At 55.4% G+C, this 23,202-nt stretch carries 15 protein-coding genes; 1 reads left to right on the top strand and 14 read right to left on the bottom strand.

Annotated elements, in window-relative coordinates; genetic code table 11:
* Positions 1–22 precede the first annotated feature (22 nt).
* Positions 23–3,253 (bottom strand): carbamoyl-phosphate synthase large subunit, encoded by a 3,231-nt coding sequence (gene carB, locus FEF65_RS06995; RefSeq protein ID WP_138239086.1) that lies wholly within the window; start codon positions 3,251–3,253, stop codon positions 23–25.
* Between the two features lie 420 nt (positions 3,254–3,673).
* Between carB and FEF65_RS06990 the strand changes: the two genes are divergently transcribed.
* The gene (locus tag FEF65_RS06990) at positions 3,674–4,918 is read left to right on the top strand and encodes an SPOR domain-containing protein (RefSeq protein WP_138239085.1); all 1,245 of its coding nucleotides are present in this window, start codon (positions 3,674–3,676) and stop codon (positions 4,916–4,918) included.
* 340 nt (positions 4,919–5,258) lie between these two features.
* On the opposite strand, the gene FEF65_RS06985 is transcribed toward FEF65_RS06990, so the two are convergent.
* The 13 genes from FEF65_RS06985 to FEF65_RS06925 form a co-directional block, all read right to left on the bottom strand.
* Positions 5,259–6,398 (bottom strand): aminotransferase class V-fold PLP-dependent enzyme, encoded by a 1,140-nt coding sequence (locus FEF65_RS06985; RefSeq protein WP_138239084.1) that lies wholly within the window; start codon positions 6,396–6,398, stop codon positions 5,259–5,261.
* Between the two features lie 64 nt (positions 6,399–6,462).
* Positions 6,463–7,245 (bottom strand): tRNA pseudouridine(38-40) synthase TruA, encoded by a 783-nt coding sequence (gene truA, locus FEF65_RS06980; RefSeq protein WP_238701239.1) that lies wholly within the window; start codon positions 7,243–7,245, stop codon positions 6,463–6,465.
* A gap of 5 nt (positions 7,246–7,250) precedes the next feature.
* Positions 7,251–7,976, bottom strand: a complete 726-nt coding sequence (locus FEF65_RS06975) for an energy-coupling factor transporter transmembrane component T family protein (protein ID WP_138239082.1) — start codon at positions 7,974–7,976, stop codon at positions 7,251–7,253.
* Between the two features lie 95 nt (positions 7,977–8,071).
* The gene (locus FEF65_RS06970) at positions 8,072–11,905 is read right to left on the bottom strand and encodes a type IV pilus assembly protein FimV (protein ID WP_138239081.1); all 3,834 of its coding nucleotides are present in this window, start codon (positions 11,903–11,905) and stop codon (positions 8,072–8,074) included.
* Between the two features lie 44 nt (positions 11,906–11,949).
* Positions 11,950–12,981 (bottom strand): aspartate-semialdehyde dehydrogenase, encoded by a 1,032-nt coding sequence (locus FEF65_RS06965; protein WP_138239080.1) that lies wholly within the window; start codon positions 12,979–12,981, stop codon positions 11,950–11,952.
* Positions 12,978–14,060 (bottom strand): 3-isopropylmalate dehydrogenase, encoded by a 1,083-nt coding sequence (gene leuB / locus FEF65_RS06960; RefSeq protein WP_138239079.1) that lies wholly within the window; start codon positions 14,058–14,060, stop codon positions 12,978–12,980. Before leuB ends, FEF65_RS06965 begins: the two co-directional genes overlap by 4 nt.
* 2 nt (positions 14,061–14,062) lie before the next feature.
* A complete protein-coding gene (gene nrdR, locus FEF65_RS06955; protein WP_138239078.1) occupies positions 14,063–14,521 on the bottom strand; it encodes a transcriptional regulator NrdR in 459 nt (152 codons plus the stop codon).
* Positions 14,522–14,533: 12 nt separating this feature from the next.
* Complete coding sequence (glyA, locus tag FEF65_RS06950) at positions 14,534–15,793, bottom strand: serine hydroxymethyltransferase (RefSeq protein ID WP_138239077.1); 1,260 nt, start codon at positions 15,791–15,793, stop codon at positions 14,534–14,536.
* Between the two features lie 197 nt (positions 15,794–15,990).
* Positions 15,991–17,304: a GTPase HflX gene (gene hflX, locus FEF65_RS06945; protein WP_138239076.1), complete on the bottom strand. Its 1,314-nt coding sequence runs from the start codon at positions 17,302–17,304 to the stop codon at positions 15,991–15,993.
* A gap of 111 nt (positions 17,305–17,415) precedes the next feature.
* Positions 17,416–18,333 (bottom strand): tRNA (adenosine(37)-N6)-dimethylallyltransferase MiaA, encoded by a 918-nt coding sequence (miaA, locus tag FEF65_RS06940; protein WP_138239075.1) that lies wholly within the window; start codon positions 18,331–18,333, stop codon positions 17,416–17,418.
* Positions 18,330–19,565, bottom strand: a complete 1,236-nt coding sequence (locus FEF65_RS06935; protein ID WP_138239074.1) for a cation:proton antiporter — start codon at positions 19,563–19,565, stop codon at positions 18,330–18,332. The genes miaA and FEF65_RS06935 overlap by 4 nt, the downstream gene beginning before the upstream one ends.
* A gap of 5 nt (positions 19,566–19,570) precedes the next feature.
* Entirely contained in the window at positions 19,571–21,403 is a 1,833-nt protein-coding gene (gene mutL, locus FEF65_RS06930; RefSeq protein ID WP_138239073.1) for a DNA mismatch repair endonuclease MutL, read from the bottom strand.
* Positions 21,404–21,868: 465 nt separating this feature from the next.
* Complete coding sequence (locus FEF65_RS06925) at positions 21,869–23,185, bottom strand: enoyl ACP reductase FabMG family protein (RefSeq protein WP_138239072.1); 1,317 nt, start codon at positions 23,183–23,185, stop codon at positions 21,869–21,871.
* Positions 23,186–23,202 lie beyond the last annotated feature (17 nt).

Genomic DNA, 23,202 nt, shown 5'->3' with positions numbered 1-23,202 from the left:
CCGTTCCGGTACTGCAAAATGATTAACCTTTTCTGTGATATTCCTGAATACTCTTCACCTTTGTCACATCGAAATGACCGGCCATTGCACTGGCTGCCGCCAGTCCGCCTGCCATGGTGGTAAAATAAACGATACCGCGCTCAAGGGCCGCCTGACGAATGGACTTCGAGTCATGAATCGCCTGCGCCCCTTCGGTTGTATTGACGATAAAGTCGACCTCATCATTGATCAGGCGATCAACAATATGGGGCCGCGCAGCATCCATCACCTTGGGAACGGACTGTACTTCAATGCCTGCATTGACCAGGGCCGCATAGGTACCACTGGTCGCCAGCAGGGTGAAGCCAGCCCCGGAGAGAATGCGGCCAATCTGTACCGCCCCATCCTTATCAGCATCTTTTACCGAAATAAAGGCGGTACCACGTTCCGGCAGGCGCTGACCGGCACCCAGCTGAGCCTTGGAAAAGGCAGCCGGGAACACCTCGGCAATACCCATCACCTCACCGGTCGACTTCATCTCGGGTGACAGCAACGGGTCAACACCACGGAACTTCACAAACGGGAATACCGCCTCTTTCACCGCTCTGAATGTAGAAGGCTGCGGAATTTCAGTGATTCCCTGCTCATCCAGTGACTGGCCGGCCATAATACGGGCGGCAATCTTGGCAAGCGGCTTGCCGGTTGCCTTGGATACGAACGGTACGGTACGGGATGCGCGCGGATTGACCTCTAGTACATAGATGGTCTCACCCTGAACAGCAAACTGGATATTCAGCAGTCCCTTCACATTCAGTGCCAGTCCGAGTGCTTCAGTCTGCCTGCGCACCTCACTGGTAATCTCTTCGGAGATCGAATGCGGAGGCAAACAGCAGGCTGAGTCGCCGGAGTGAACACCTGCCTCTTCGATATGCTCCATAATGCCGCCAATCACAACGCGGGTTCCGTCAGCCAGCGCATCGACATCCAGCTCAATGGCAGAGTTAAGGAAGCGATCAAGCAGTACCGGGTGATCCGGTGATGCCTGCACGGCCTCCCGCATATAACGCAGCAGCCCTTTTTCATCATGAACGATCTGCATGGCACGACCGCCAAGCACATAGGAAGGACGTACGACCACCGGATACCCGATTCGCGCAGCCACAGCCACAGCTTCTTCAGTAGAACGGGCAGTCCCGTTTTCTGGCTGCCTGAGTCCAAGTTCATGGAGCAGCTTCTGGAAGCGCTCACGATCTTCAGCCAGATCAATCATATCAGGGCTGGTACCAATGATGGGTACTCCGGCCTCTTCCAGCGCAGCAGCCAGTTTCAAAGGTGTCTGACCACCGAACTGAACAATCACACCATCCGGTTTTTCCACATCGACAATTGCCATCACATCTTCAAATGTCAGCGGCTCAAAATAGAGTCGGTCCGATGTATCATAATCGGTCGAAACCGTTTCAGGGTTGCAGTTCACCATAATGGTTTCATAACCATCATCGGAGAGCGCGAAAGCGGCATGCACGCAGCAGTAATCGAACTCGATACCCTGACCAATACGGTTCGGGCCACCGCCAAGCACCATAATTTTCTTGCTATCTGTAGGCCGGGACTCGCACTCTTCTTCATAGGTGGAGTAGAGATACGGGGTGTGCGCCTCAAATTCGGCGGCACAGGTATCCACGCGCTTGAATGCCGGACGAACACCTGCCTGCTGTCTGAGCTGGCGCACTTCACGCTCAGTGGTTGCCATCAGGCCGGCAAGATGCTGATCGGAGATGCCCTCTCGCTTGGCATTCAGCCACTCTTCTGCTGACAATGAAGCAGCGCTGCGACCGGAAAGGGAGCGTTCCAGATCAATGACAGCATTGATCTCGCGCAAAAACCACGGGTCAATGCGGGTCAGTTCAAACACACGCTGCTCGGACCATCCTGCATCAGCACCCAAACGCAGGGCTTCACCCACCCACCACAGGCGCTGCTCGCCAGGCACAGTGAGTTTTTCCTGCAGGAAACGGTCACGATCCACATCGTCCGGAATGACACGATCAAAACCGCTGGTTCCGGTTTCAAGGCCACGCATTGCCTTGCCGAGCGACTCGGTAAAGCTGCGGCCAATGGCCATCACTTCACCCACAGACTTCATCTGAGTGGTCAGACGAACATCGGCACCGGGGAACTTCTCAAAAGCAAAGCGTGGCAGCTTGGTCACCACATAATCAATGGTTGGCTCAAACGCAGCGTAGGTCTCGCCGGTAATATCATTGCGAATCTCATCCAGCGTATAGCCCACTGCAAGTTTGGCGGCAATCTTGGCAATCGGGAATCCGGTTGCCTTGGAGGCCAGTGCAGAAGAACGCGATACACGCGGATTCATCTCGATAACAATCAGACGACCATCGACCGGATTCACGGCAAACTGTACATTCGACCCGCCTGTTTCCACACCGATCTCACGCAGAATTGCGATCGAAGCATCACGCATACGCTGATACTCCTTATCGGTCAGCGTTTGCGCCGGCGCAACAGTAATGGAGTCACCTGTGTGAACACCCATCGGATCAAAGTTTTCAATAGAGCAGATGATCACGCAGTTATCCGCATGATCACGCATCACTTCCATCTCGTACTCTTTCCAGCCGATGATGGATTCCTCGACAAGAATCTCCGAGGTCGGGGATGCTTCAAGGCCTGAGCTGGCAATCTGCTCAAACTCTTCCTGATTGTAGGCAATACCGCCACCTGAACCACCAAGCGTAAAGGAGGGGCGGATAATAATCGGATAGCCGATCTCTGTTGCCAGTGCACGCGCCTCCGGCAATGAGTGGGCAAAACCACCTCTCGCCATCTCAAGGCCGATACGATCCATGGCCTGTTTGAACAGCCCGCGATCCTCGGCTTTGTCGATGGCTTCCGGTTGAGCACCAATCAGCTGAACACCGAAACGCTCCAGCACACCGTTCTGATGCAGATTCAGAGCACAGTTCAATGCTGTTTGACCGCCCATCGTTGGCAGGATGGCGTCAGGACGCTCCTTCTCAATGATGTTGGCCACGACTTCCCATGTAACAGGCTCGATATAAGTGGCATCGGCGAATTCAGGGTCGGTCATGATGGTTGCCGGATTGGAGTTCACAAGGATCACCCTGAACCCTTCCTCTTTCAGTGCCTTGCAGGCCTGAACACCGGAATAATCAAACTCGCAGGCCTGACCGATCACAATCGGCCCTGCCCCCAAAATCATTATGGATTGTATATCCGTTCGACGTGGCATGTTCTCAGCGACTCCTTGGGGAAGTTACGGTTCCAGACAGAGAAAACGGGTAAGCCCATGACTCACCCGCCAGCGCGCCAACCCTAGCGCAGCTGATGGTATTGGAAAAGCTGCAAGCGGAATCCGGCAAAAAAGAAATACCCGTACAAGCACCCCATGTATTGCGGAGGTATTTATTTCATAACGGTTAATCGCCATTTTATCCGGTGATTTTTTATGCCTTGCAAGTGGACGTATCGACACCGCTACGGCATCATTGCAGCAAGATCGGCCATGGCGTCCATCGGGAACTCCGGCTGTCGTCTGAACGCATGAAAAGGAGCAAGTATGCCGGCAGGTCCAGTTCCACCTCATTTAGATGACCATGACGATTCCCCCATCTTCCCCAAAGCAGGAAATTCCGACGCCTTTAGTGATGAAATGGACTCCAGTGCTGAGGATCTGTTCTCCCAGATGCAGGAGGCATTTCATGCACTCGATGATGATACTCCGCCAGCCTCTGTTGCCGCCTCAGCAGTTGATGAGCTGACCGCACATGCTGCCCCCCCGGCCACCCATCCCGAAGCAGCCACCCACATTCACAACGACGGCCGGGCATTTCTGACAACATTAGCCCTTGCAGTGGGCGGACTTGCCGTTATCGCAACCATTTCCGGAACCTTGTTGTCGTCCGGCACACATTCATCCGGCCATACCGCACCTCCGGCCGCCTTTGTTGCCGGCCAGATCCCTCCTGTAGCTGACAAACAGCCTCATGAACATGCCACTGCTGCCACTGCTGCCACTGCTGCCACTGCTGCCACTGCTGCCACTGCTACCGCTGCTACCGCTGCTACCGCTGCTACCGCTGCTACCGCTGCTACCGCTGCTACCGCTGCTACCGCTGCTACCGCTGCTGCCACTGCTACCGCTGCTACCGCTGCTACCGCTGCTACCGCTGCTACCGCTGCTACCGCTGCTACCGCTGCTACCGCTGCTACCGCTGATACCGCTGATACCGCTGCTACCGCTGATACCGCTGATACCGCTGATACCGCTGATACCGCTGATACCGCTGATACCGCTGATACCGCTGATACCGCTGATACCGCTGATACCGCTGATACCGCTGATACCGCTGATACCGCTGCTACCGCTGATACCGCTGCTACCGCTGCTACCGCTGCTACCGCTGCTACCGCTGCTACCGCTGCTACCGCTGCTACCGCTGCTACCGCTGCTACCGCTGCTACCGCTGATACCGCTGATACCGCTGATACCGCCCGGATGAATGAAGCCCCATCGTCAGTGGTGACCATTAATAGCCCGCTCGATCCTGAAGAAGAGTCGACACACGCATACGAAATCAGCTCAGGGACAGTCCTGCTGACACCGGCATGGCGCATTAATCTGATCTCATTCAGGGACCGTGAACTGGCTGACCTGGAAGTGAACCGCATGGGCAAAGAGGGAGACATGGCTGCCATCAAAAAGGTTTCTGTGGCCAGTCATATCTGGTACAGAGTCTATATCGACGGCTTCCCCACTCCGGCCGAAGCCACACTGCGAATGAATGAGCTCGCAGCGAAATACGGCTACACAACAGCATGGATCAGTCGCTCGAAATTACACACGGATTCCCGGGGGACAACCGGCGCATTCTCCACAGCCGCCATGGAGCACTGAGCGAATCACCCATTCGACTTAAGGAATCGCTGATTAATCCGGCAATTCCGGGCGGGCCATGGACGCTTTTGTCTTTGCGAACTGATTTTTTGCCAGGAGGGCAATAAATCAGCATCTCCCTAAGGAAGCGCTGATTAATTAGGCGCTTCCGAGCGAGCCATGGATGGCTCGCCAAATCAGGCGCGTAAGTGTCTGATTTGTAAGCAAAGACAAAATGACTCGGGCATCATGCCCTCGCCCTGCGGGCGGCCTTTGGCCGTCCAATCGGCTTCCTGCCTCTTTGTCACGCTTTTGTCTTTGCGAACTGATTTTTGCCAGGAGGCAATAAATCAGCATCTCCCTAACGAAGGGAGCTTCTCACCTGCGACCAGACCCCGGCCAATGGTTCGAGATTCGAATAGAAGTGCGGTGAAAACCTGATGGCACCGGCGCGGCAGGCACATATGAGCCCGGCCCGCATTAACGCCTGCCATAACTGCATATGCCCGACAGCATCAAGTTCTCTACAGCGAAAACTGACAATGCCTGCATATCTGAGAGAATCAGGCGGGGTGACCAGCTGTAACTCCGCCTCATCTTCAACCCAGCGCATCAACCGGTTCGCTCGATCCAGAACTTCGGCTTCAACCGCTGCCATGCCAACCTCCTCAAACAATGAAAGACTGGCATGCAAAGCATGAATACCGAGCATATTCGGGCTACCCGGCTCAAAACGACGTGCAGAGTCAGCAATCGACCACGTCAAACGATCAAAGTCCCCCACATGTTCAACCATATGCCAGCCGTACTGCTGCAAGCCAAGCTGCTCCCGGGCCTCAGCAGAAGAGTAGAACAGAGCCAACCCCTCCGGCCCCAGCAACCATTTATGGGCATCAGCGACGACAAAGTCCGCATGACAATGTTGCAAATCGAACTTCAGCGCCCCCAGGCTCTGAATAGCATCGACACAAAACAGCACAGAGTGCTCTCTGCAGTAATCCCCCAGCACCTCCAGATTCATACGCAAACCGCTGGCATACTGAACCGAACTGACCGTAAGCAATCGGGTCCGCGCATCGCACATGGCAAGCATCGCCCCTTCCGGGTCATCAACTGAAATATCGGCTTGCCGCAACTCGACACCGGCCCGGGACAGTGACTCCCAGACAATACGATTTGAAGGAAATTCCTGGTTACTGGTGACGATGTTGTCACCCGCCCGCCATGTCAGCCCGTATGCGATCAGCGAAAGTGCCTCAGAGGTATTTTTGCAAAGCGCGATATCATCTGCCGACTCCGCATTCAGCACTCCCTTTAACTGCTCACGCAGTCGCTGCTCGACCTTCAGCCACGCCGGATAGCCGGCTGCACCGCGATACATATTCTCATCAGCAAAGGCACTGACCGCATCCCTTGTTCGTCTTGGCCATACCCCCACAGCTGCATGATTAAGATAAATCAGCCCCTCATCGAGTGGAAATTCATCGGCCCACGCCCTCATAGTGCCCCCGTCGCAACCATGCATGGTCGCCGCATATTCCCCTTACCACTGCCGCCCCGGCAAATTAGTCGCATCCGGCGATCAGGTCCCGGGCATTAAAATCATCATAAAATGCATTGGTAAAATAGAGGCCATGTGCAGGTGCAGTGGCAGCGCCACGCTGACGATCACGACTGGCCAACAGGCTGGCAAAATCATCCGGTGTTCGTTTGCCGGCCCCCACTTCTACCAAATTGCCAACCAGGTTTCGCACCATATGATACAGAAAGGCATCAGCAGCAACCTGGATATGGATACAATATCCGTCCCGGCTCACCTCAAGCATACGAATTTCCTTTTCGGCATGCGCTGCCTGACATCCTGCTGCCCGCAAAGCGCTGAAGTCATGCTTGCCAAGGCAATGCATAGCCGCCTGTTGCATCAGCCCGATATCCAGTTGCCTTGGCAGCCACCAGTGACGCCACTGTTGCAACGCCGGGGCCGTCTGCCTGTTCCAGATCTGATAGCGATATGAGCGCCCCCGACAATCAAAGCGGGCATGAAAATCGGCCTCGACGGCACGCACCCCCACCACTCGAACCGAATCAGGCAATCTGCTGTTACAGCCATGCAGGTAGGCTCGATGAGAGCGCTGCCAGCGACTGGCCGACACATCCGCATGCACCAGCAAAGCCTCCCCGTGCACGCCCGCATCGGTGCGCCCGGCAGCAACCGTCGATACAGTACGTCCTTCAATGGACTGCAAGGCATCCTGCAAACTCCCCTGCACAGTGCTGGCATGATCCTGCTGCTGCCAACCATGAAATGGGCGTCCATCAAACTCCACCGCCATTGCGATACGTTGCATGGTGATCATCCTCCAGCTATGACAAATATCAGCAGAGTGCTCAACCCGAATCCGGCCACGGCCATAGTCTCGATATTGAACAACCCCTTCGCATCATGACCCGCATTAAAATCAATACTTTCAGGCCAGCGCAACCACAATACCCTGGCCACCGGCGCCGCAGTCGACAACGCATGCTGGCAGGCGGACAGAAGCAGATCCGGCACATCACGCCAGCGTCTGCGCAGGCGATACTGGCGGTGAATCAGTTGCAAACGCATGCGAATTTCTGCATGCAATGGTCTCATCATCAACAAATAAGGCAGCAACTTTCTTCCAAACAGCGGAACCGAAGCGATCATCCCCAGCCACTCGGAGTGAGAACAGAGGCGGAACCATACCAGTGCCATGATGAAGATGGCTGCCAGACGACTACTAAGCAAACCCCCATGCCACAACCCTTCCCTTGTGACCGGAAACCCGGTTCCCGGAAAGATCAGCTGCCCGGGAGAAAGCAGTGCGTGCAGTAATAAAATCGGGATGACAAACCAGCCAAGCATGCGAACAAGCCGGTGGATTGCCAGCCAGCTGCCATCGAAGAGACGGATAAGAGAGGCACCGGCAAGTGCCAGAAACAGCGTAACGAAGACAGAGTGACTGAGTATTGCCGGTATCAGCAATCCCATGCCAGCCAGCAGACGTGCAACCGGATGTGCCAAATACAATCTGGACAGCAGCACTGATTTAATCATGCAAAAGGGCAATCATGCAAGAGGGCAGCCTTTTCAGGCTGCCCTCGTTGACTATCCATAAACCGGTTCGAATCAAACAGCAGAATCAAACCAGCTCAGCTTTTCTTTTTGCCTTTATCCGCAGCACTGGAAGGCTGATCAAAATCGAGATGATCCAACCCATCCATAGACCCCTGTTCGGCATAATAGTTGAGGAAGTCATCTTCATCGCCTTCATTGAACTTGCTGATCAGCGCATCCAGTTCTGCAGCGGTATCACTATCCGGCTTCTCTTCTTCGGCAAAACCGCTCAGCAGTGAACCAAGCTCTTCAGTGGCATCCTTCTGATCGTCTTCGGCAAAGCCGCTCAGCAGTGAACCAAGCTCTTCGGTGGCATCCTTCTGATCATCTTCGGCAAAGCCGCTCAGCAGTGAACCAAGCTCTTCGGTAGCATCCTTCTGATCATCTTCGGCAAAGCCGCTCAGCAGCGAACCAAGCTCTTCGGTGGCGTCCTTCTGATCATCTTCGGCAAAGCCGCTCAGCAGTGAACCAAGCTCTTCGGTGGCATCCTTCTGATCGTCTTCGGCAAAGCCGCTCAGCAGCGAACCAAGCTCTTCGGTGGCGTCCTTCTGATCGTCTTCGGCAAAACCGCTCAGCAGTGAACCAAGCTCTTCGGTGGCATCCTTCTGATCGTCTTCGGCAAAGCCGCTCAGCAGTGAACCAAGCTCTTCGGTGGCATCCTTCTGATCATCTTCGGCAAAGCCACTCAGCAGCGAACCAAGCTCTTCGGTAGCATCCTTCTGGTCATCTTTATGAACTGAACTGCTCTGCAGCATATCGAATTCATCGAGATCACTGACATCTTCAAGCGCAAATGAAAGATCCGTCTCATCGCTCTTGCCGGCGGCAAGATCACGCTGCAACAGGTCAAATTCATCCGCTGCATCGTCTGCGCCGGTCAGGGCCAAATCATCCTCTGACGCAGAAACCTCAGCCACTTCATCCGCCGAGGTCAGCTCGGAGAATGTGCTCTCTTCCACATCCGCAGCACCGTCGGAGAGCCAGTCAAGTTCGTCAACCGGAGCATGGAACTCTTCTGCAGCCGCATCAATCAGCTCTTTCTGCCCGGCAGCCTCTGGCTCTTTAACAACCGGCGAGGCAGGTGCAGCAAAGGAAGGCTGTACCGGTGCAGCCTCAGGCTCGACTTCAGCCTTGATGAATTCACTGAGCAGACTGTCCAGCTCCTGAGTGGCGCCATGATCAAACTCGGCAGCAGAGTCATCGAATGCATAGTCAACATCAGCGACAGAGAAGGTCGAGCTATCCAGCTCCGCTTCCTCATCAAAATTGATCAGCTCGTCATCACCGAAATCAAACTCTCCGAGCAACTGATCCAGGCGCATGGTTGCGCCCATCTCTTCATCCGCGATTTCCTCAGCCGATTTTACACTTCTCTCGGCAACAAATGAGCTGGCTGCCGCTTGCGGCTGACTTGCTACCGGAGCATCGAATGAAGGGAACTCAAAAGATGGGGCTTCAAATGATGGTGCATCAACCTCAAGACGATCAGCTACAACAGGTGCGATCTCTTCTTGTGCATGAGCATCGACAGATTCTTCTTCATCCGCTTCGTCAGCAAAGGCCTGGAGAAGATTATCAAGCTCGAGCGTCGCACTTACCTGATAATCGAGTGCACTTTCCTCTTCGCTCTCATATGACACTGGGGCAGCGACAGGTGCTGCTGCGGCAGCAGCAGGCTCTGCTGCAACCGCCTGCTCAACAGGAAATTCACCGAGCAGATCATTCAGGTGCAGCGTTGCATCGACAGCGCCTTCGCCTGCGTTGTCAAAGGACTCGTCGAACAACCAGTCCATGCCACCTTCATCACCAGATGCAGCGGCAACCTGTGGCTGTGATTCAACCGCAGCCGCATCATCATCCACTTCAAACTCGATTGGCAGATCATCAACATCAGCCTCATCCAGCAAAAGGGTATCAGTCGCCACATCATCAAGCGCAGGCAAATCATCCGCCACAACCTGAACCGGCGACTTGACACCTGTATCCGTACCCAGGCCTGCAACGGCCTGTCTGAACTGTACAACCTGTGCGGCTGCAAGTGACCGGTTGGCAAGAGCAACAGCTGCCTCAAAGCCCTTACGATCATCATTTCCAAGCAGAATTTCAGCCTTTTTGATGTGTGCATCCACATTGGCAGGATTCAGACGCAGCGCCATATCCAGCTGCTGAAGCGCCTCATCCGCCATGCCGTAACGGATATAAACCGCTGCTTCGGAGAGATAATCCACATTCGGATCAGGCTCCTGAGCCGACTCATCAAAGGAATCCAGTTCGGTCGTGTCGGTATCGGTCAGCGCATCCACGAGACTGTCGACAGCATTTGGCTTGCTGTCATCTCTCTCGATAGCAGCCACTTCCTCTTCGATTGCAGCGGCGAGGAGATCACCTGCCTCCTGAGCGACCGGGGCCTCCTTCTCTGTTTCAACGGCCTGTTCAGCAAGGCCAGCGACAGTTGCCGGGTGAGCAGGCTCGCGACGGAGCAATACGACAACCACAGCCAGCAAAGCGAGTACTATTGTTGCCAGAAGCCATGCAACCCAGTCACCAAGGCCGGATGCATTTTGCTGAACAACCGGCTGACGCTCTTTCTCAAGCTGGCTCTGCAAACGCGCAATCAGAATCTCAAGCTTGTCAATGCGGGCCTTGGAAGCTTCAACGGCAAGAGAATCGATCTTGTTGCTGAGGGCCTCCATGTTCTGGTTGTTCTTATCAAGCTGCTCCTGCAGCTGGTCATTTTTCTGCTCAATCTTGCCCAGAATCTGATCGGTCTGCTCACGCGCCGCGTCAAGCAACGCACGTTCACGGGCTGCGTCAATGGCTGCCGTATCCGGTTTCTCGGTGGTATCGGCGGATGGCTGTTCAGCGCTGGCGACAGCGGCGTCAGTTTCTGCAGAAGTCGCGGTGACAGGCTGATATACCGGCTCGGTGCGACTCTCGGCTTCAGGGGTTAGAGCCGGAGCAGCCGTTCCGCCAGTTGCCTGCTCACCGACACTGATGCGTTTTGTATAGCGGGTGCGCTGCTCTTCGGCTGCGACAGCATAGCGTGGCTGCTCAACCAGCTCTTTCCATGCTTTCTCATGCTCACGCAGTATCTTGCGAGCCTCGGCAGCCGAGTGACTCTCTACCTCAGCTGCGGTTGGCACCTTGAGAACACTGCCGGCCATCAGCAGGTTCATATTCTCTTTGTCAAACTTGTCGCGATTTTTCTCGAACAGGGCAACCATGGCCTGATTAACGCTGTAGCGGTCATCCGTGCGCAGGCGGCTGGCAATGACTGAAAGAGAGTCGCCCCGCACAATAGGTCCGTAGGTATCTGTTCTTGCCCAAGGACCCGGCTGGGGAGCAGCCTCTTTTGTTTCGACAGCGGCCACCTGCCCCGTGGTTGTGGTCACGGGATTGATCGGCTGGTTATCTGCCGGCTGAACGGCATCCGCCTGCGGCGCACGTGCTGCCACCTCAGCCGTTTTGGCCGTATCGATCATGACAGGATATTTGCGGAAGTGAGAAACGCGGCCGGTCCGAATCTTCAGAACCAGATTAAAAAACGGTGAGTTGATACTGGTACGGGATGAAAGCTCTACACGGGTGCCGCGTTTATCACTCACGATATCAGCACGAATGGCGTCGAGTACCGGATCACGATAAACCTCGAAAATCCGGTAATCGCCGCCATCAGCAATTTCAACAAGGACTCTGGATGCAACCTCATCCGCATCCAGTTCAAGTGGAACTTCTGCATAAAACGGTTCCCCCAGCCGACTGTTAACTTCAATTCGGCCGAGTGACGCGGCATTCGCATTGCTCGTCAGAAATAATGGAATCGCCCATAGCCATGCAGCAACCGCGACTTGCTTCATCCACTGTTTCATGCATACCCTCCATAACCCATGTTGCGGAGGATAGGGGAAACTTTTCAGGAAATCAAAATTTCCGCTATCTGCACTGCATTTAGGGCCGCACCTTTACGTACATTGTCGGCAACAACCCAGAGGTTGATCGTATTCGGATAAGAGAAATCATCGCGGATACGGCCAACCCAGACCGGATCAGTCCCGGCTGCCTCACTGGCAAGCGGATAATCCTCCCCTGCCGGATCATCCACCACAGAGATTCCATCTGCCTGAGCGAGCAGGTCACGCGCCTGAGCCGCATCCATCGGACCGGAGAAGGTAACATTGACAGACTCGGAGTGGCCATAGAAAACAGGCACGCGCACGGTTGTGGCGGTCACCGCAATGTCCGCCTCCATAATCTTGCGCGTTTCATCCATCATCTTGCGCTCTTCCTTGGTATATCCATCATCCATAAAGAGGTCGATCTGAGGAATGACATTAAAGGCAATACGGGCAGGAAACACATTTACATCAGCCGGCTGACCGTTAAGCAACTGACCGGTCTGTTTGGCCAGCTCTTCAATGGCACGTCCACCGGCCCCTGAAACAGCCTGATAGGTGGAAACCACAATACGCCTGATCGGCATCACATCATGCAAAGGCTTGAGGGCAGCGACCATCTGAATGGTAGAGCAGTTGGGGTTGGCAATAATTCGGTTGACCCTCGCCATCTCCAGCGCATGCGGATTGACCTCAGGCACAACCAGACAAATATCCTCATGCATACGCCAGGCACTGGAGTTATCGACAACATAGCAGCCTGCCTCGGCAAAACGGGGCGCATGCTTGAGGGATGTACCTCCTCCGGCAGAAAACAGGGCAATATCCACACCGGCAGGATCAAAGGTTTCCAGATCCCGAACCGTATATTCGCGCCCGCGGAAGGTAATGACAGAGCCGGCACTGCGACTGGAAGCAACTGGAATCAGGTCGGCGATCGGAAACTTGCGCTCATCCAGAATCTCCAGCATCGTCTGACCCACTGCGCCGGTTGCACCCACGACAGCGACCACATAACCATCTTTTTCAGGTAAAAAACGTTCAGCAATCATGCCAGAGCCTCCAGAGCACGACAAACAGCATCACCCATGGCTGAGCACGAAACCGGCTTTTCGCCACCGAAACAGAGATCACCCGTACGCACACCGGCATCGAGGGTATGTTCAACCGCCTGCTCCACCTTCACCGCAAGATCATCACGACCGAGCGAGAAGCGCAGCATCATGGCAACCGAAAGAATGGTGGCCAGCGGATTGGCTTTATCCTGACCGGCAATGTCAGGGGCCGAGCCGTGAATAGGCTCGTACATGGCAAATTTTTCGCCGATCGATGCCGATGGCAGCATGCCGATTGAACCCGTCAGCATCGATGCCTCATCGGAAAGGATATCGCCAAACAGATTACCGGTCACAATCACATCGAACTGACGCGGATTACGAATCAGCTGCATCGCCGCATTATCCACATACATATGAGACAGCTCGACATCACTGTATTCAGCCTGATGAAGCTCAATCATCACTTTACGCCACAGCTCTGACACTTCAAGAACATTGGCTTTTTCAACACTGCATACACGATTGGAACGAAGCCGGGCCGCCTCAAACGCGGTGCGTCCGATACGTCTGATTTCACTCTCGGTGTAAACCATTGTGTTGTAGCCACGGCGTTCGCCATTGACCATATCGATGGCACGCGGCTGACCGAAGTAGATACCGGAAACGAGCTCACGCACGACAAGAATATCCACACCGTCAATCACCTCAGGCTTCAGCGTAGAGGCATCGAGCAGCTGGCTGTGCACCTTTGTCGGGCGATAGTTGGCAAACAGACCGAGGTCGGCACGAATGCGCAACAAGCCGGCCTCAGGCCGTAACGGTTTATCGAGAGCCTCCCACTTCGGCCCTCCCACAGCACCCAGGAGCACCGCATCCGATGCATGTGCAAGCTGCTGCGTTGCGGCAGGATAAGGATCACCGGCCGCATCATATCCGGCACCGCCGATCGCAGCCTCCTCCCATGTCGCATCCAGGCCAAAGTGACTGTTCAATACATCCAGCACCTTCACCGCTTCGCGCACAATCTCCGGTCCGATTCCATCACCGGGCAACACAGCAATCCTGACTGCCATCTCTACTCCTTTTTACCCACTGCGGCCCTGACCGCAGTAAGAAAATCATCCACATCTTTAAATTCTCGATACACCGAAGCAAAGCGCACATAAGCAACACCATCAAGGCGGCGCAATTGCTCCATGACAAACTCACCCAGGGTCTGGGCCGCTATTTCGGCCTCCCCTGTCTCCTGTACAGCGCGCACAATTTCGTTTAACCCCTGCTCAAGCTGAACGGCTGAAACAGGACGTTTTTCCAGTGCTTTTTGCATACCTGAACGGATTTTTTCCAGATCAAGGGACTGCCGTGTACCATCCTTCTTTACGACAAGCGGCAAGCGCAATTCAGCCCGTTCATAGGTTGAAAAACGCTTGCCACATGCTTCACATTCACGTCGACGGCGGACTGCAGCCCCCTCTTCCACCACACGGGAATCGACAACGCGCGTGTCATCGTGGGTGCAAAACGGGCAAAACACAAAAGTCCCGAATTAATCGTTGTAAATCGGGAATTTGTCAGTCAGCTCACGAACCTCGGCGGCAACCGCCTGATGCACAGCAGCATCTTCCGGTGCCTGCAGCACTTTCAGAATCAATCCACCAATCTGCGCAGCCTCTGCCTCTTTCATGCCGCGAGAGGTGATCACGGAAGCACCGATACGGATACCGCTGGTGACAAAAGGTGAAGCCGGATCAAACGGAATCGTGTTCTTGTTAACGGTGATGCCCGCAGCTTCCAGCGCCTCTTCGGCCTGCTTGCCGGTAATGCCCTGCGGACGTACGTCCAGACGGAACATATGGCAATCTGTACCACCGGAAACAACACGAAGCCCGCCCGCGGTCAGGGTAGCAGCCAGAGTCCGGGCATTTTTTACGACCTGTTTCTGGTCAGTCTTGAACTGATCACCCAGAGCCTCGCCAAAGGCCACAGCCTTGGCGGCAATCACATGCATCAGCGGACCACCCTGAATACCCGGGAAGATGCGTGAGTTGATCTTCTTGGCCAGATCATCGTCATCGGTCAAAATCATACCACCACGCGGACCGCGCAGGGTCTTGTGGGTGGTTGTGGTAATGACATGCGCATGCCCAACCGGACTCGGATAGGCACCGGCAGCAATCAGGCCGGCATAGTGAGCCATATCCACCATCAGCAATGCACCGATCGAGTCGGCAATTTTACGCATACGGGCAAAATCGATCGGACGCTCATAAGCGGAGGCGCCACCGATAATCAGTTTCGGACGCTGAATTTCAGCCAGCTTCTGCATCACATCGTAATCGATCAGCTCGTTATCCTTACGGACACCGTAAGCCACAACCTCATACAGACGGCCGGAGAAGTTGACCGGCGATCCGTGCGTCAAATGACCGCCGTGCGCAAGGTCCATACCCATAATGGTATCACCCGGCTTCAGTGTCGCCATAAAGACGGCCATATTAGCCTGGGAACCGGAGTGTGGCTGCACGTTGGCGTGCTTGACGCCGAACAGCTCACAGGCGCGCTGCTGGGCAAGACGCTCCACCTTGTCCACATGCTCGCAACCACCGTAATAACGACGCCCCGGATAACCCTCTGCGTACTTGTTGGTCATCACTGATCCCTGAGCCTGCATCACCGCCCGGGACACAATATTCTCACTGGCGATCAACTCCAGTGTGTGCTGTTGACGACCAAGTTCGTCATTGATGGCCTCTGCAACTGCCGTATCGCTTAGGGGCGCATTAAAAAATTGACTGCGGTCAGACATGGATGCTCCTGAATTAGATAAAGAGGCGGGCAGGATTTTAATTGCACTTCCCGCATCATGCTACGCCGGCCATTGCCGGACATTAGAGCGCGCATTATGTCGAAAGAGGATGGCCACGTCATCCCTGACTTCCGTCACCGGGAATGAGCGTGTCAAAAGCAGCCAGGCATCCACTCCGACAAGCCAATCGTGATGGCTTAATGCTGCCTCTGTTTCAGAAAATGGACGTCACCATCACAGTCAAAGCGGGCGGCATCAGCAGGCCCCATGCGGACGCTCAGACACAGCACCTCATCTTCCGTATGCGTGGAAAGAATCACACCATGCTCATGGCAATAGGCCAGCGAGCGCCCGTCACTGACATCAAGACGCAGGTGCAAAACATTCATCTCCTGACCCAGCCACTGGCACAGCAGCGTCTTGAGCTCGTCGATCCCTTCACCACTGAGTGCCGATATCGCCAGTCGCGAGGAGATCAGTGTCTCACCATGGAAAGAGACAAGCCCCTCCACGCGATCTTTTTTATTCAGCAGCTCGATCACGGGTGGCGCATCATCCCCCACCACCCCCAGTTGATGCAGTGTATCATGCACCACATTTGCCTGCTCTGACTGCATCGGATCGGAAGCATCACGCACATGCAGAATCAGATCCGCCTCTATCACCTCTTCAAGGGTCGCCCGGAAGGCATCGACCAGCTCATGCGGCAGCTCCTGCACAAATCCCACGGTATCGGAAAGCATCAACCTGAGCCCCCCCGGCAATTCAAGCAGCCGCAACGTCGGGTCCAGCGTCGCAAAGAGCTGATCAGCCACATAGACCCCCGACTCCGTCAACCGGTTAAACAGGGTTGATTTGCCGGCATTGGTATATCCGACCAATGCAACCGTTGGAATATCCTTGCGTTTTCGACCCGAGCGCTGGGTCGACCGCATGCGCCGCACCTTTTCAAGATCCCGCTCAAGGGCACTGATGCGCACCTTGATCATGCGCCGGTCCAGCTCAATCTGGCGCTCACCCGGCCCGCCCATAAAACCGAAGCCACCACGCTGACGCTCAAGATGGGTCCAGCTGCGTACAAGCCGCCCCAGCTGATAGTTCAAACTGGCAAGCTCCACCTGCAGCACGCCTTCTCGTGTTCGCGCCCGGGCAGCAAATATCTCCAGAATCAAACCGGTCCGGTCGACAACCTTGGCATTCCATGCCTTTTCCAGGTTTCGCTGCTGCACCGGTGTCAGCGGATGATCCACAAACACGACGGCGGCCTCGTGGATCTCCACCTGTCTGGCAATCTCCTCGACCTGCCCTTCGCCGAGCAACATTCCGGCCACGGCCTTGCGAACCGGAAATCGCCGTGACAAAACGATCACGCACGCGGCGGCATCAACCAGCCGGTCGAACTCTTCGGCACGTGCTTTCCATGTTTGTTCGCCAAGCCTGCGGTTCGCCAGCTCCGGATGAACCGTGATCACCAGATCCGGCCCCTCGCCTGTTTCCCATGTACTGCTCATCTGGCAGCCCTCTCCCTGTTCATCATTCGTACAGAGTCACATTGCAATGTCATCACCCTGTCTTTTTGCTACAGAAAATTAAAACTTCGAAATATGCACCCGGCGCGGCAATCACTCGCAACGGGTGAATTGCGCCAGCAACTGCGGCGCAAGAGCGGCGGCATCCCCGTGAATTGCACCAGGCGTCTGATGGGCAAACCAGGTCACCTGTCGCTTGGCATAGCGATGGGTTGCCGTGATCCCCTTTTGCACGGCCTCCTCCAGCGTCAGATGTCCGTTCAGGTAATCAAGCAACTGCCGATATCCGACGGCACGCATGGCCGGATGGGTTTCGGGCAATGTCTGTGACGCAAGCCAGCGCGTCTCATCAAGCCAGCCGTTCTCCATCATACTACGGAACCGCTCACTGATACGCCGGCGCAATGGATCGCGTGGCATATCCAGCACAAAGACCGGGCACGCAATGGGCACTGCCGTGGCCGGACGCTGTTGCCATACACTTAATGGAATACCGGTGCTCTCGTTCACACATAATGCCCGCATAATGCGCTGGGTATCATGCGGACTGAGAATGGCCGCCATATCCGGGTCCTTGTGCTGTAACAACTGATAAAGAACCTCGACACCGGCCTCGACAAGCAGCGCTTCAAAGCGACTGCGTACCACCGGGTTCTCCTGCGGAATATCTGCAAAACCTTCAAGCAGTGCGCGCAAATAGAGACCGGTCCCACCCACAATCAAAGGCGTGATTCCTTCGCTATTGGCCTGACGAATACACTCAGTCGCTTCAGCCGCCCAGCGCGCTGCCGAATATAGATCTGGCAGCCGGCAGCAATCCACCATGGCATGACGCACCTCAGCCAGCTCTGCCTGCGTGGGCTTCGCCGTACCAACATCCAGACCACAATAGAGCTGCATCGAATCACATGCGATGATCATACAGCCGCTTTGCCTGGCCAGCGTCATCGCCAGCGCTGACTTCCCTGTGCCGGTTGCTCCCATCAGGGCAACTGCATGCAAACCACTCACTGCCTGTGCTCCTTCTCCAGCAATGTCTGATGTGCCCGCTCGCGCATCGAGGCCTCCTGGCCCGGATTCTCCATCACCTGTGTCTCCTCATGCAGCATAAGCCGAACTGCCAGCATCCACAATGGGCTGAACATCAGACTCAGTGCAATCACGGCCATTGCCATCTGATGCCCGTCCTCGCTCAACAGTCCGAAGCCGAGCCCCATTGACGCCAGCAGAAAGGAAAACTCACCAATCTGACTCAGTAACCCGCCTGTCAGCAATGCCATCGCCCATGTTTCTCCGAGTATACGCAAGATAACGGCATTGATACCGGAGTTGACGATAAACACCAGCAGCGTCATTGCCATCAGCATCAACAGATGTTGAGAAACGAAGTCGAGGCTGACCAGCATCCCGACCGACATGAAAAATATGGCCACAAACACGACGTAAAGCGATCGCAAATGCTCTTCCACCCACTCCGACTGATCCGATGCATGCAGAATCATACCTGCCAGAAATGCTCCGAACGGGGCTGATAAACCGATTTCAGCGGTCAACGCTGCTGCCGAAAAACAGAGCAGCAATCCCAGCATAATCTTGCTGTCCAGCGACTGTTTCAGTACGCCGGGAAAGCGCCAGCCAGGTCGCCGCATCAACCAGACAGCCAGCGCCAGAAGCAATGTCCCCCCGACCACCTGCATGGCAATGGTCAGCGGCTCAACATCGCCCTCACCACCCACGACCCCGAGCACGATCATCATCGGAACAATGGCCATATCCTGAACCAGCAGGATACCAAGCGCATTCTGACCAAAGGGAAGATCAAGCTCGTCGGCATCCTTAAGCAACGTCAGCACCACGGCAGTTGAACTCATGCTGATCAGAAAACCGAAAAGAAGCCCCTCCTTCCAGGTCGAGCCAAACAACCAGGCACCGCCAATACATACTGCGACACTTAAAAGAATCTGCGCCAGCGTACCAACCAATGCGATTCGCCAGCCATCAATCAGACGCGGTAATGACACTTCCATGCCGATAAAAAACAGCAGCATGATCACCCCGAGATCGCCCATGTGGGTCATCAACTCACGATCATTCACCATCCCCAGGCCGGACGGCCCGACAATCACGCCGGTGATAATATAGGCAATTGCAGCGGGAATACGCATGGAGCGTAATACAAAAGCGAACAGCATGGCACAACCAATCACTGCCACCAGCGCCAGCAGAACGTAGTTAATATCCATCCAACTTACTCCTGTCGGCCAAACAGCCGGTCAAGCTCAGCAAGCGAAAGCCTTACATAGGTGGGACGCCCGTGATTACACTGGGCAATATTCGGGGTCCGCTCCATTTCGCGCAACAACAACTCCTGCTCATCGTGGGACAGAAGACGCCCGGACTTGATGGAGCCCTTGCAGGCACGATTACCCAGCCAGCGCTCCAGTATTCTGGCGCCGCCACTGCTGCCGGCCTCGGCATCCGCCCCGAGCAGGCGACAGCTGTCCACCAGCTCAGCCACCAGTTCAAGCAGAGGCTCTCCCACCAGCATAGCCGGCACTGAACGGATCAGAAAAACTTCATGACCTGCCACCTCAAGTTCAACACCGAAGCGATGCAGTTCATCGCTGTGATCGGCCAGCCACGCTGCCGCCTCACCGGAGAGTGTCAGCGACTCAGGCGTCAGCAGCATCTGGGTGGCAATACTTCCGCCAGCCAGCTGGGCCTTCAGCCGTTCATAGGTCATGCGTTCATGCGCAGCATGCTGATCCACCAGGACCACGCCACTATCGGTTTGCGCCAGAATATAGCAGCGGTGCACCTGCGCCAGCGGCCGTCCAAGATCAAGCGGGGAAGAGGCATCGGCGGCCACAGTAACCGGCTCCCCGCCACGCATCGATGCAGGCGCAGAAAACAGCATACGATTCATGGCCGGGGGCAGCGAGCGCTGACCGCCGCCAGACTGAAATGCACCGGAACTGAATCGCGGCATGGATGAGAGGGGCTCACGTACCGATGGCGGTGAGGAGGTTCCGGCAGAGCGCTGCAATGTATACAGCGCCTGATCGGTCGTCGTTGAGGCAACCACCTGCCCCATTCGCTCAATGCCGGCCCGAACACAGGCAACAATACCGGCACTGACCGACTGAGGGGATTTAAACTTCACCTCACGCTTGGCCGGATGCACGTTAATATCGACATCTGCAGGATCGATCTCGATACGAATCACCGCAACCGGATAACGGTCATGGAATATCACATCCCGGTAGCCGGCACGAAGCGCTGCAATCAGCTGCTTGTCACGGATCACCCGCCCGTTGACCAGGAACATCATCCGGTTTGAATCCCGGTGATGAAACGTCGGTAAGCCCAGCCAGGCAGAAATCCGCATGCCATCATGCTCAATCACCTGCTCAATGCAGTTATCGGCAAACTGATCACCCATGATCGCCAGCACACGCGCCCGCTCCGCCTGAACGGGATATTCGAGCCGTGTACGTCCGTCCACCTCAAGCCTCATCGCCACCGGCGGATTGGCCAGCGCCAGCGCACGGAACACGTCGATAATGGCCGCCTCTTCTGTCTTATCGCTACGCATAAAGTTCAGGCGCGCCGGCGTATTCAGAAACAGGTCAAGCACCTCGATGCGGGTACCGCGACGGGGGGCGGCAGGTCGTACAACCGTCTCACCGCCACCATCCACACGAACTTCGATCCCCTCACTTGCGCCGGCAAGTGCGGTCTGCATACGAAATCGGGAGACAGATGCGATCGAAGGCAGCGCTTCACCGCGAAACCCGTGACTGGCGATCCGGTGCAAATCCTCCGAGCTCTCGATTTTACTGGTCGCATGACGCTGCAAAGCCAGCGCTGCATCCGCAGCCCCCATACCAAAACCGTCGTCGTCCACCTCGATACGGCGCTTGCCAGCCCCTTCGACACGCACAGTCACAGCGGCAGCACCGGCATCGATGCTGTTTTCAACCAGCTCTTTCACCGCCGAGGCGGGACGTTCCACCACTTCACCGGCAGCAATCTGGTTGGCAACTTGAGGGGAAAGAATATGAATCAGGTGATCAGACATGGTAACTGGATCGATACTGGGGCACGACACGCTCCGAATTCAGAATGGACGAAACCTGAGCATATCCGCCGCGCGAGTCCACCTGCACAGCTTCATGCGTGCAGATGGAACAAAAGCGGCTGTGCCTGCGCTACAGACTCAGCGCAGGCACAGCCAATTCATCGGTGCGGTTGCCCTGGGAGAGACTGATTCATTGGCATCCTGGCAAACTTCAGTCCGTAAAGGCAACAGCGTGACAAAGAGGCAGGAAGCCGATTGGACGCGGCCAACGGCCGCCCGCAGGACGAGGGCATAATACCCGGGTCTTTTGCCTTTACTTACAAATCAAACACTTACGTCTCTGATTTGATTCGCTGCATCCTGCAGCTCACCCGGCGGCGGCAAAGCCGTCCAATCCGGCTATCCTGCCGCATTGTGGCGTCCGTCCAAGGCTCGCTCGGAAGCACTGAATGAATCAGTGCTTCCCTAGCCATGCATGCGGTTAAGCTGCCTTGCGATCACATCGTGATTCAACCACAACACCGGCGCCGACGGAGCGGACATCTCATGGAACATCAACGGCCCCGTCCCTTCCAGCACCAGACTGCTCAGGTGATCGGTAATCAATGCGTTACGGTCGGCATGCAGGGCCGTGATTTCTCCGGAGGTACCAATCATGACATCCGCAAGCTGCTCACTATTGTCCATCGGCCACGCTTCATAATTACGGAATTCGGTGATGACACTATCCGCATTGTAAGCCTCGATCTGAGCCAGCAGCGCTTCAAGGGAGTGCCCTTCTGCCAGCAAACGACGACATTGCTCCCACTGGGCGTCAGCCCATGCTCCGCCCTCCTCCTTTTTCAGTGCATTGAGCAGAGGAAACAGGGAAAGCTCAACACCGACAAAAATATCGGATGAGTTGGTGCGAATCTCGGGGCAGTTGAATACGGTTGCACGGATGCCATGAGCCCAGGCCGCCTCGGCAATTCCTTCCAGCCGCATTTTGGCATAGCCCTGCGTATAATTACTGTAGCTCTGCCATGTATAGACATCATTGATCAGAATCTCGGTTCCATGATAGCCGTAAGCACTGTAACAAACCTTGCCCCCGCTCAGCTCCAGACGCTTACGCAGCGCACCTGTGGCCTCAATCAGATAGCCAAATGTGTTGGCTGAAACCTCATCGAAATTCATCAGAATAAATTCACCCAGATCGCTTTCCAGCAGCGTACGGGAGGACATAAAGCGAGCGCCCTGGCCTTTATAGACGCGGTTGGCGATGGCAAGAAACACCTTCACCTTGGGAATACCGCCGGCCATCGTGTGGGCAAAATAGACATTGGCACCATCCGGAATCATGGTTTCAAGTTCTGCAACCACCTGTGCCAGTGACGATTTAAAGCGATTGACACCAACCTCACGACAGCGCTCGATATGTGTCCAGTCGAGCTTGTCATCCGGCCAGCTTTTAATGGTCATTCTGGCAAGCAACTCTGCAGGTGTTGGCTCCCCTTCAGGGGCATCCAGATCGAAGCCGGCCATCATCGGGATATTGATAATTTTGCCGCCAAGATTGGCCTCAGCTGCCGCCAGCTCCTCATCATTCAAGGGGCGCAGCCGGTTCTTCTCATCACGGCGCCCCACAGTCACTCCGACAATCGTCATGCCTGCAGCGCGCGCTTCATCGATCAGGCCATTGACATAGCCGCGCCCGAACAGCTCACCAAACAGGACAAACACATCACCCTTTCTGAAAATATTTTGGGTGGGAATTTCACGAAGCGGATTCAGTGCAGTCATATCACTCTCTTGTATTT

Origin of the sequence: Mariprofundus erugo (assembly GCF_005818865.1) — a bacterium.
In the GTDB taxonomy this organism is placed as follows: domain Bacteria; phylum Pseudomonadota; class Zetaproteobacteria; order Mariprofundales; family Mariprofundaceae; genus Mariprofundus; species Mariprofundus erugo.
Note: the sequence above shows the minus strand (reverse complement) of the source record. Positions and strands in the feature narration are given on the sequence as shown.

Excerpts from the sequence above, each read along its gene's own strand:
- carB (WP_138239086.1), bottom strand. The coding sequence starts at position 3,253 with ATGCCACGTCGAACGGATATACAATCCATAATGATTTTGGGGGCAGGG.
- FEF65_RS06990 (WP_138239085.1), top strand. The coding sequence starts at position 3,674 with ATGGACTCCAGTGCTGAGGATCTGTTCTCCCAGATGCAGGAGGCATTT.
- FEF65_RS06985 (WP_138239084.1), bottom strand. The coding sequence starts at position 6,398 with ATGAGGGCGTGGGCCGATGAATTTCCACTCGATGAGGGGCTGATTTAT.
- truA (WP_238701239.1), bottom strand. The coding sequence starts at position 7,245 with ATGCAACGTATCGCAATGGCGGTGGAGTTTGATGGACGCCCATTTCAT.
- FEF65_RS06975 (WP_138239082.1), bottom strand. The coding sequence starts at position 7,976 with ATGATTAAATCAGTGCTGCTGTCCAGATTGTATTTGGCACATCCGGTT.
- FEF65_RS06970 (WP_138239081.1), bottom strand. The coding sequence starts at position 11,905 with ATGAAACAGTGGATGAAGCAAGTCGCGGTTGCTGCATGGCTATGGGCG.
- FEF65_RS06965 (WP_138239080.1), bottom strand. The coding sequence starts at position 12,981 with ATGATTGCTGAACGTTTTTTACCTGAAAAAGATGGTTATGTGGTCGCT.
- leuB (WP_138239079.1), bottom strand. The coding sequence starts at position 14,060 with ATGGCAGTCAGGATTGCTGTGTTGCCCGGTGATGGAATCGGACCGGAG.
- glyA (WP_138239077.1), bottom strand. The coding sequence starts at position 15,793 with ATGTCTGACCGCAGTCAATTTTTTAATGCGCCCCTAAGCGATACGGCA.
- hflX (WP_138239076.1), bottom strand. The coding sequence starts at position 17,304 with ATGAGCAGTACATGGGAAACAGGCGAGGGGCCGGATCTGGTGATCACG.
- FEF65_RS06935 (WP_138239074.1), bottom strand. The coding sequence starts at position 19,565 with ATGGATATTAACTACGTTCTGCTGGCGCTGGTGGCAGTGATTGGTTGT.
- mutL (WP_138239073.1), bottom strand. The coding sequence starts at position 21,403 with ATGTCTGATCACCTGATTCATATTCTTTCCCCTCAAGTTGCCAACCAG.
- FEF65_RS06925 (WP_138239072.1), bottom strand. The coding sequence starts at position 23,185 with ATGACTGCACTGAATCCGCTTCGTGAAATTCCCACCCAAAATATTTTC.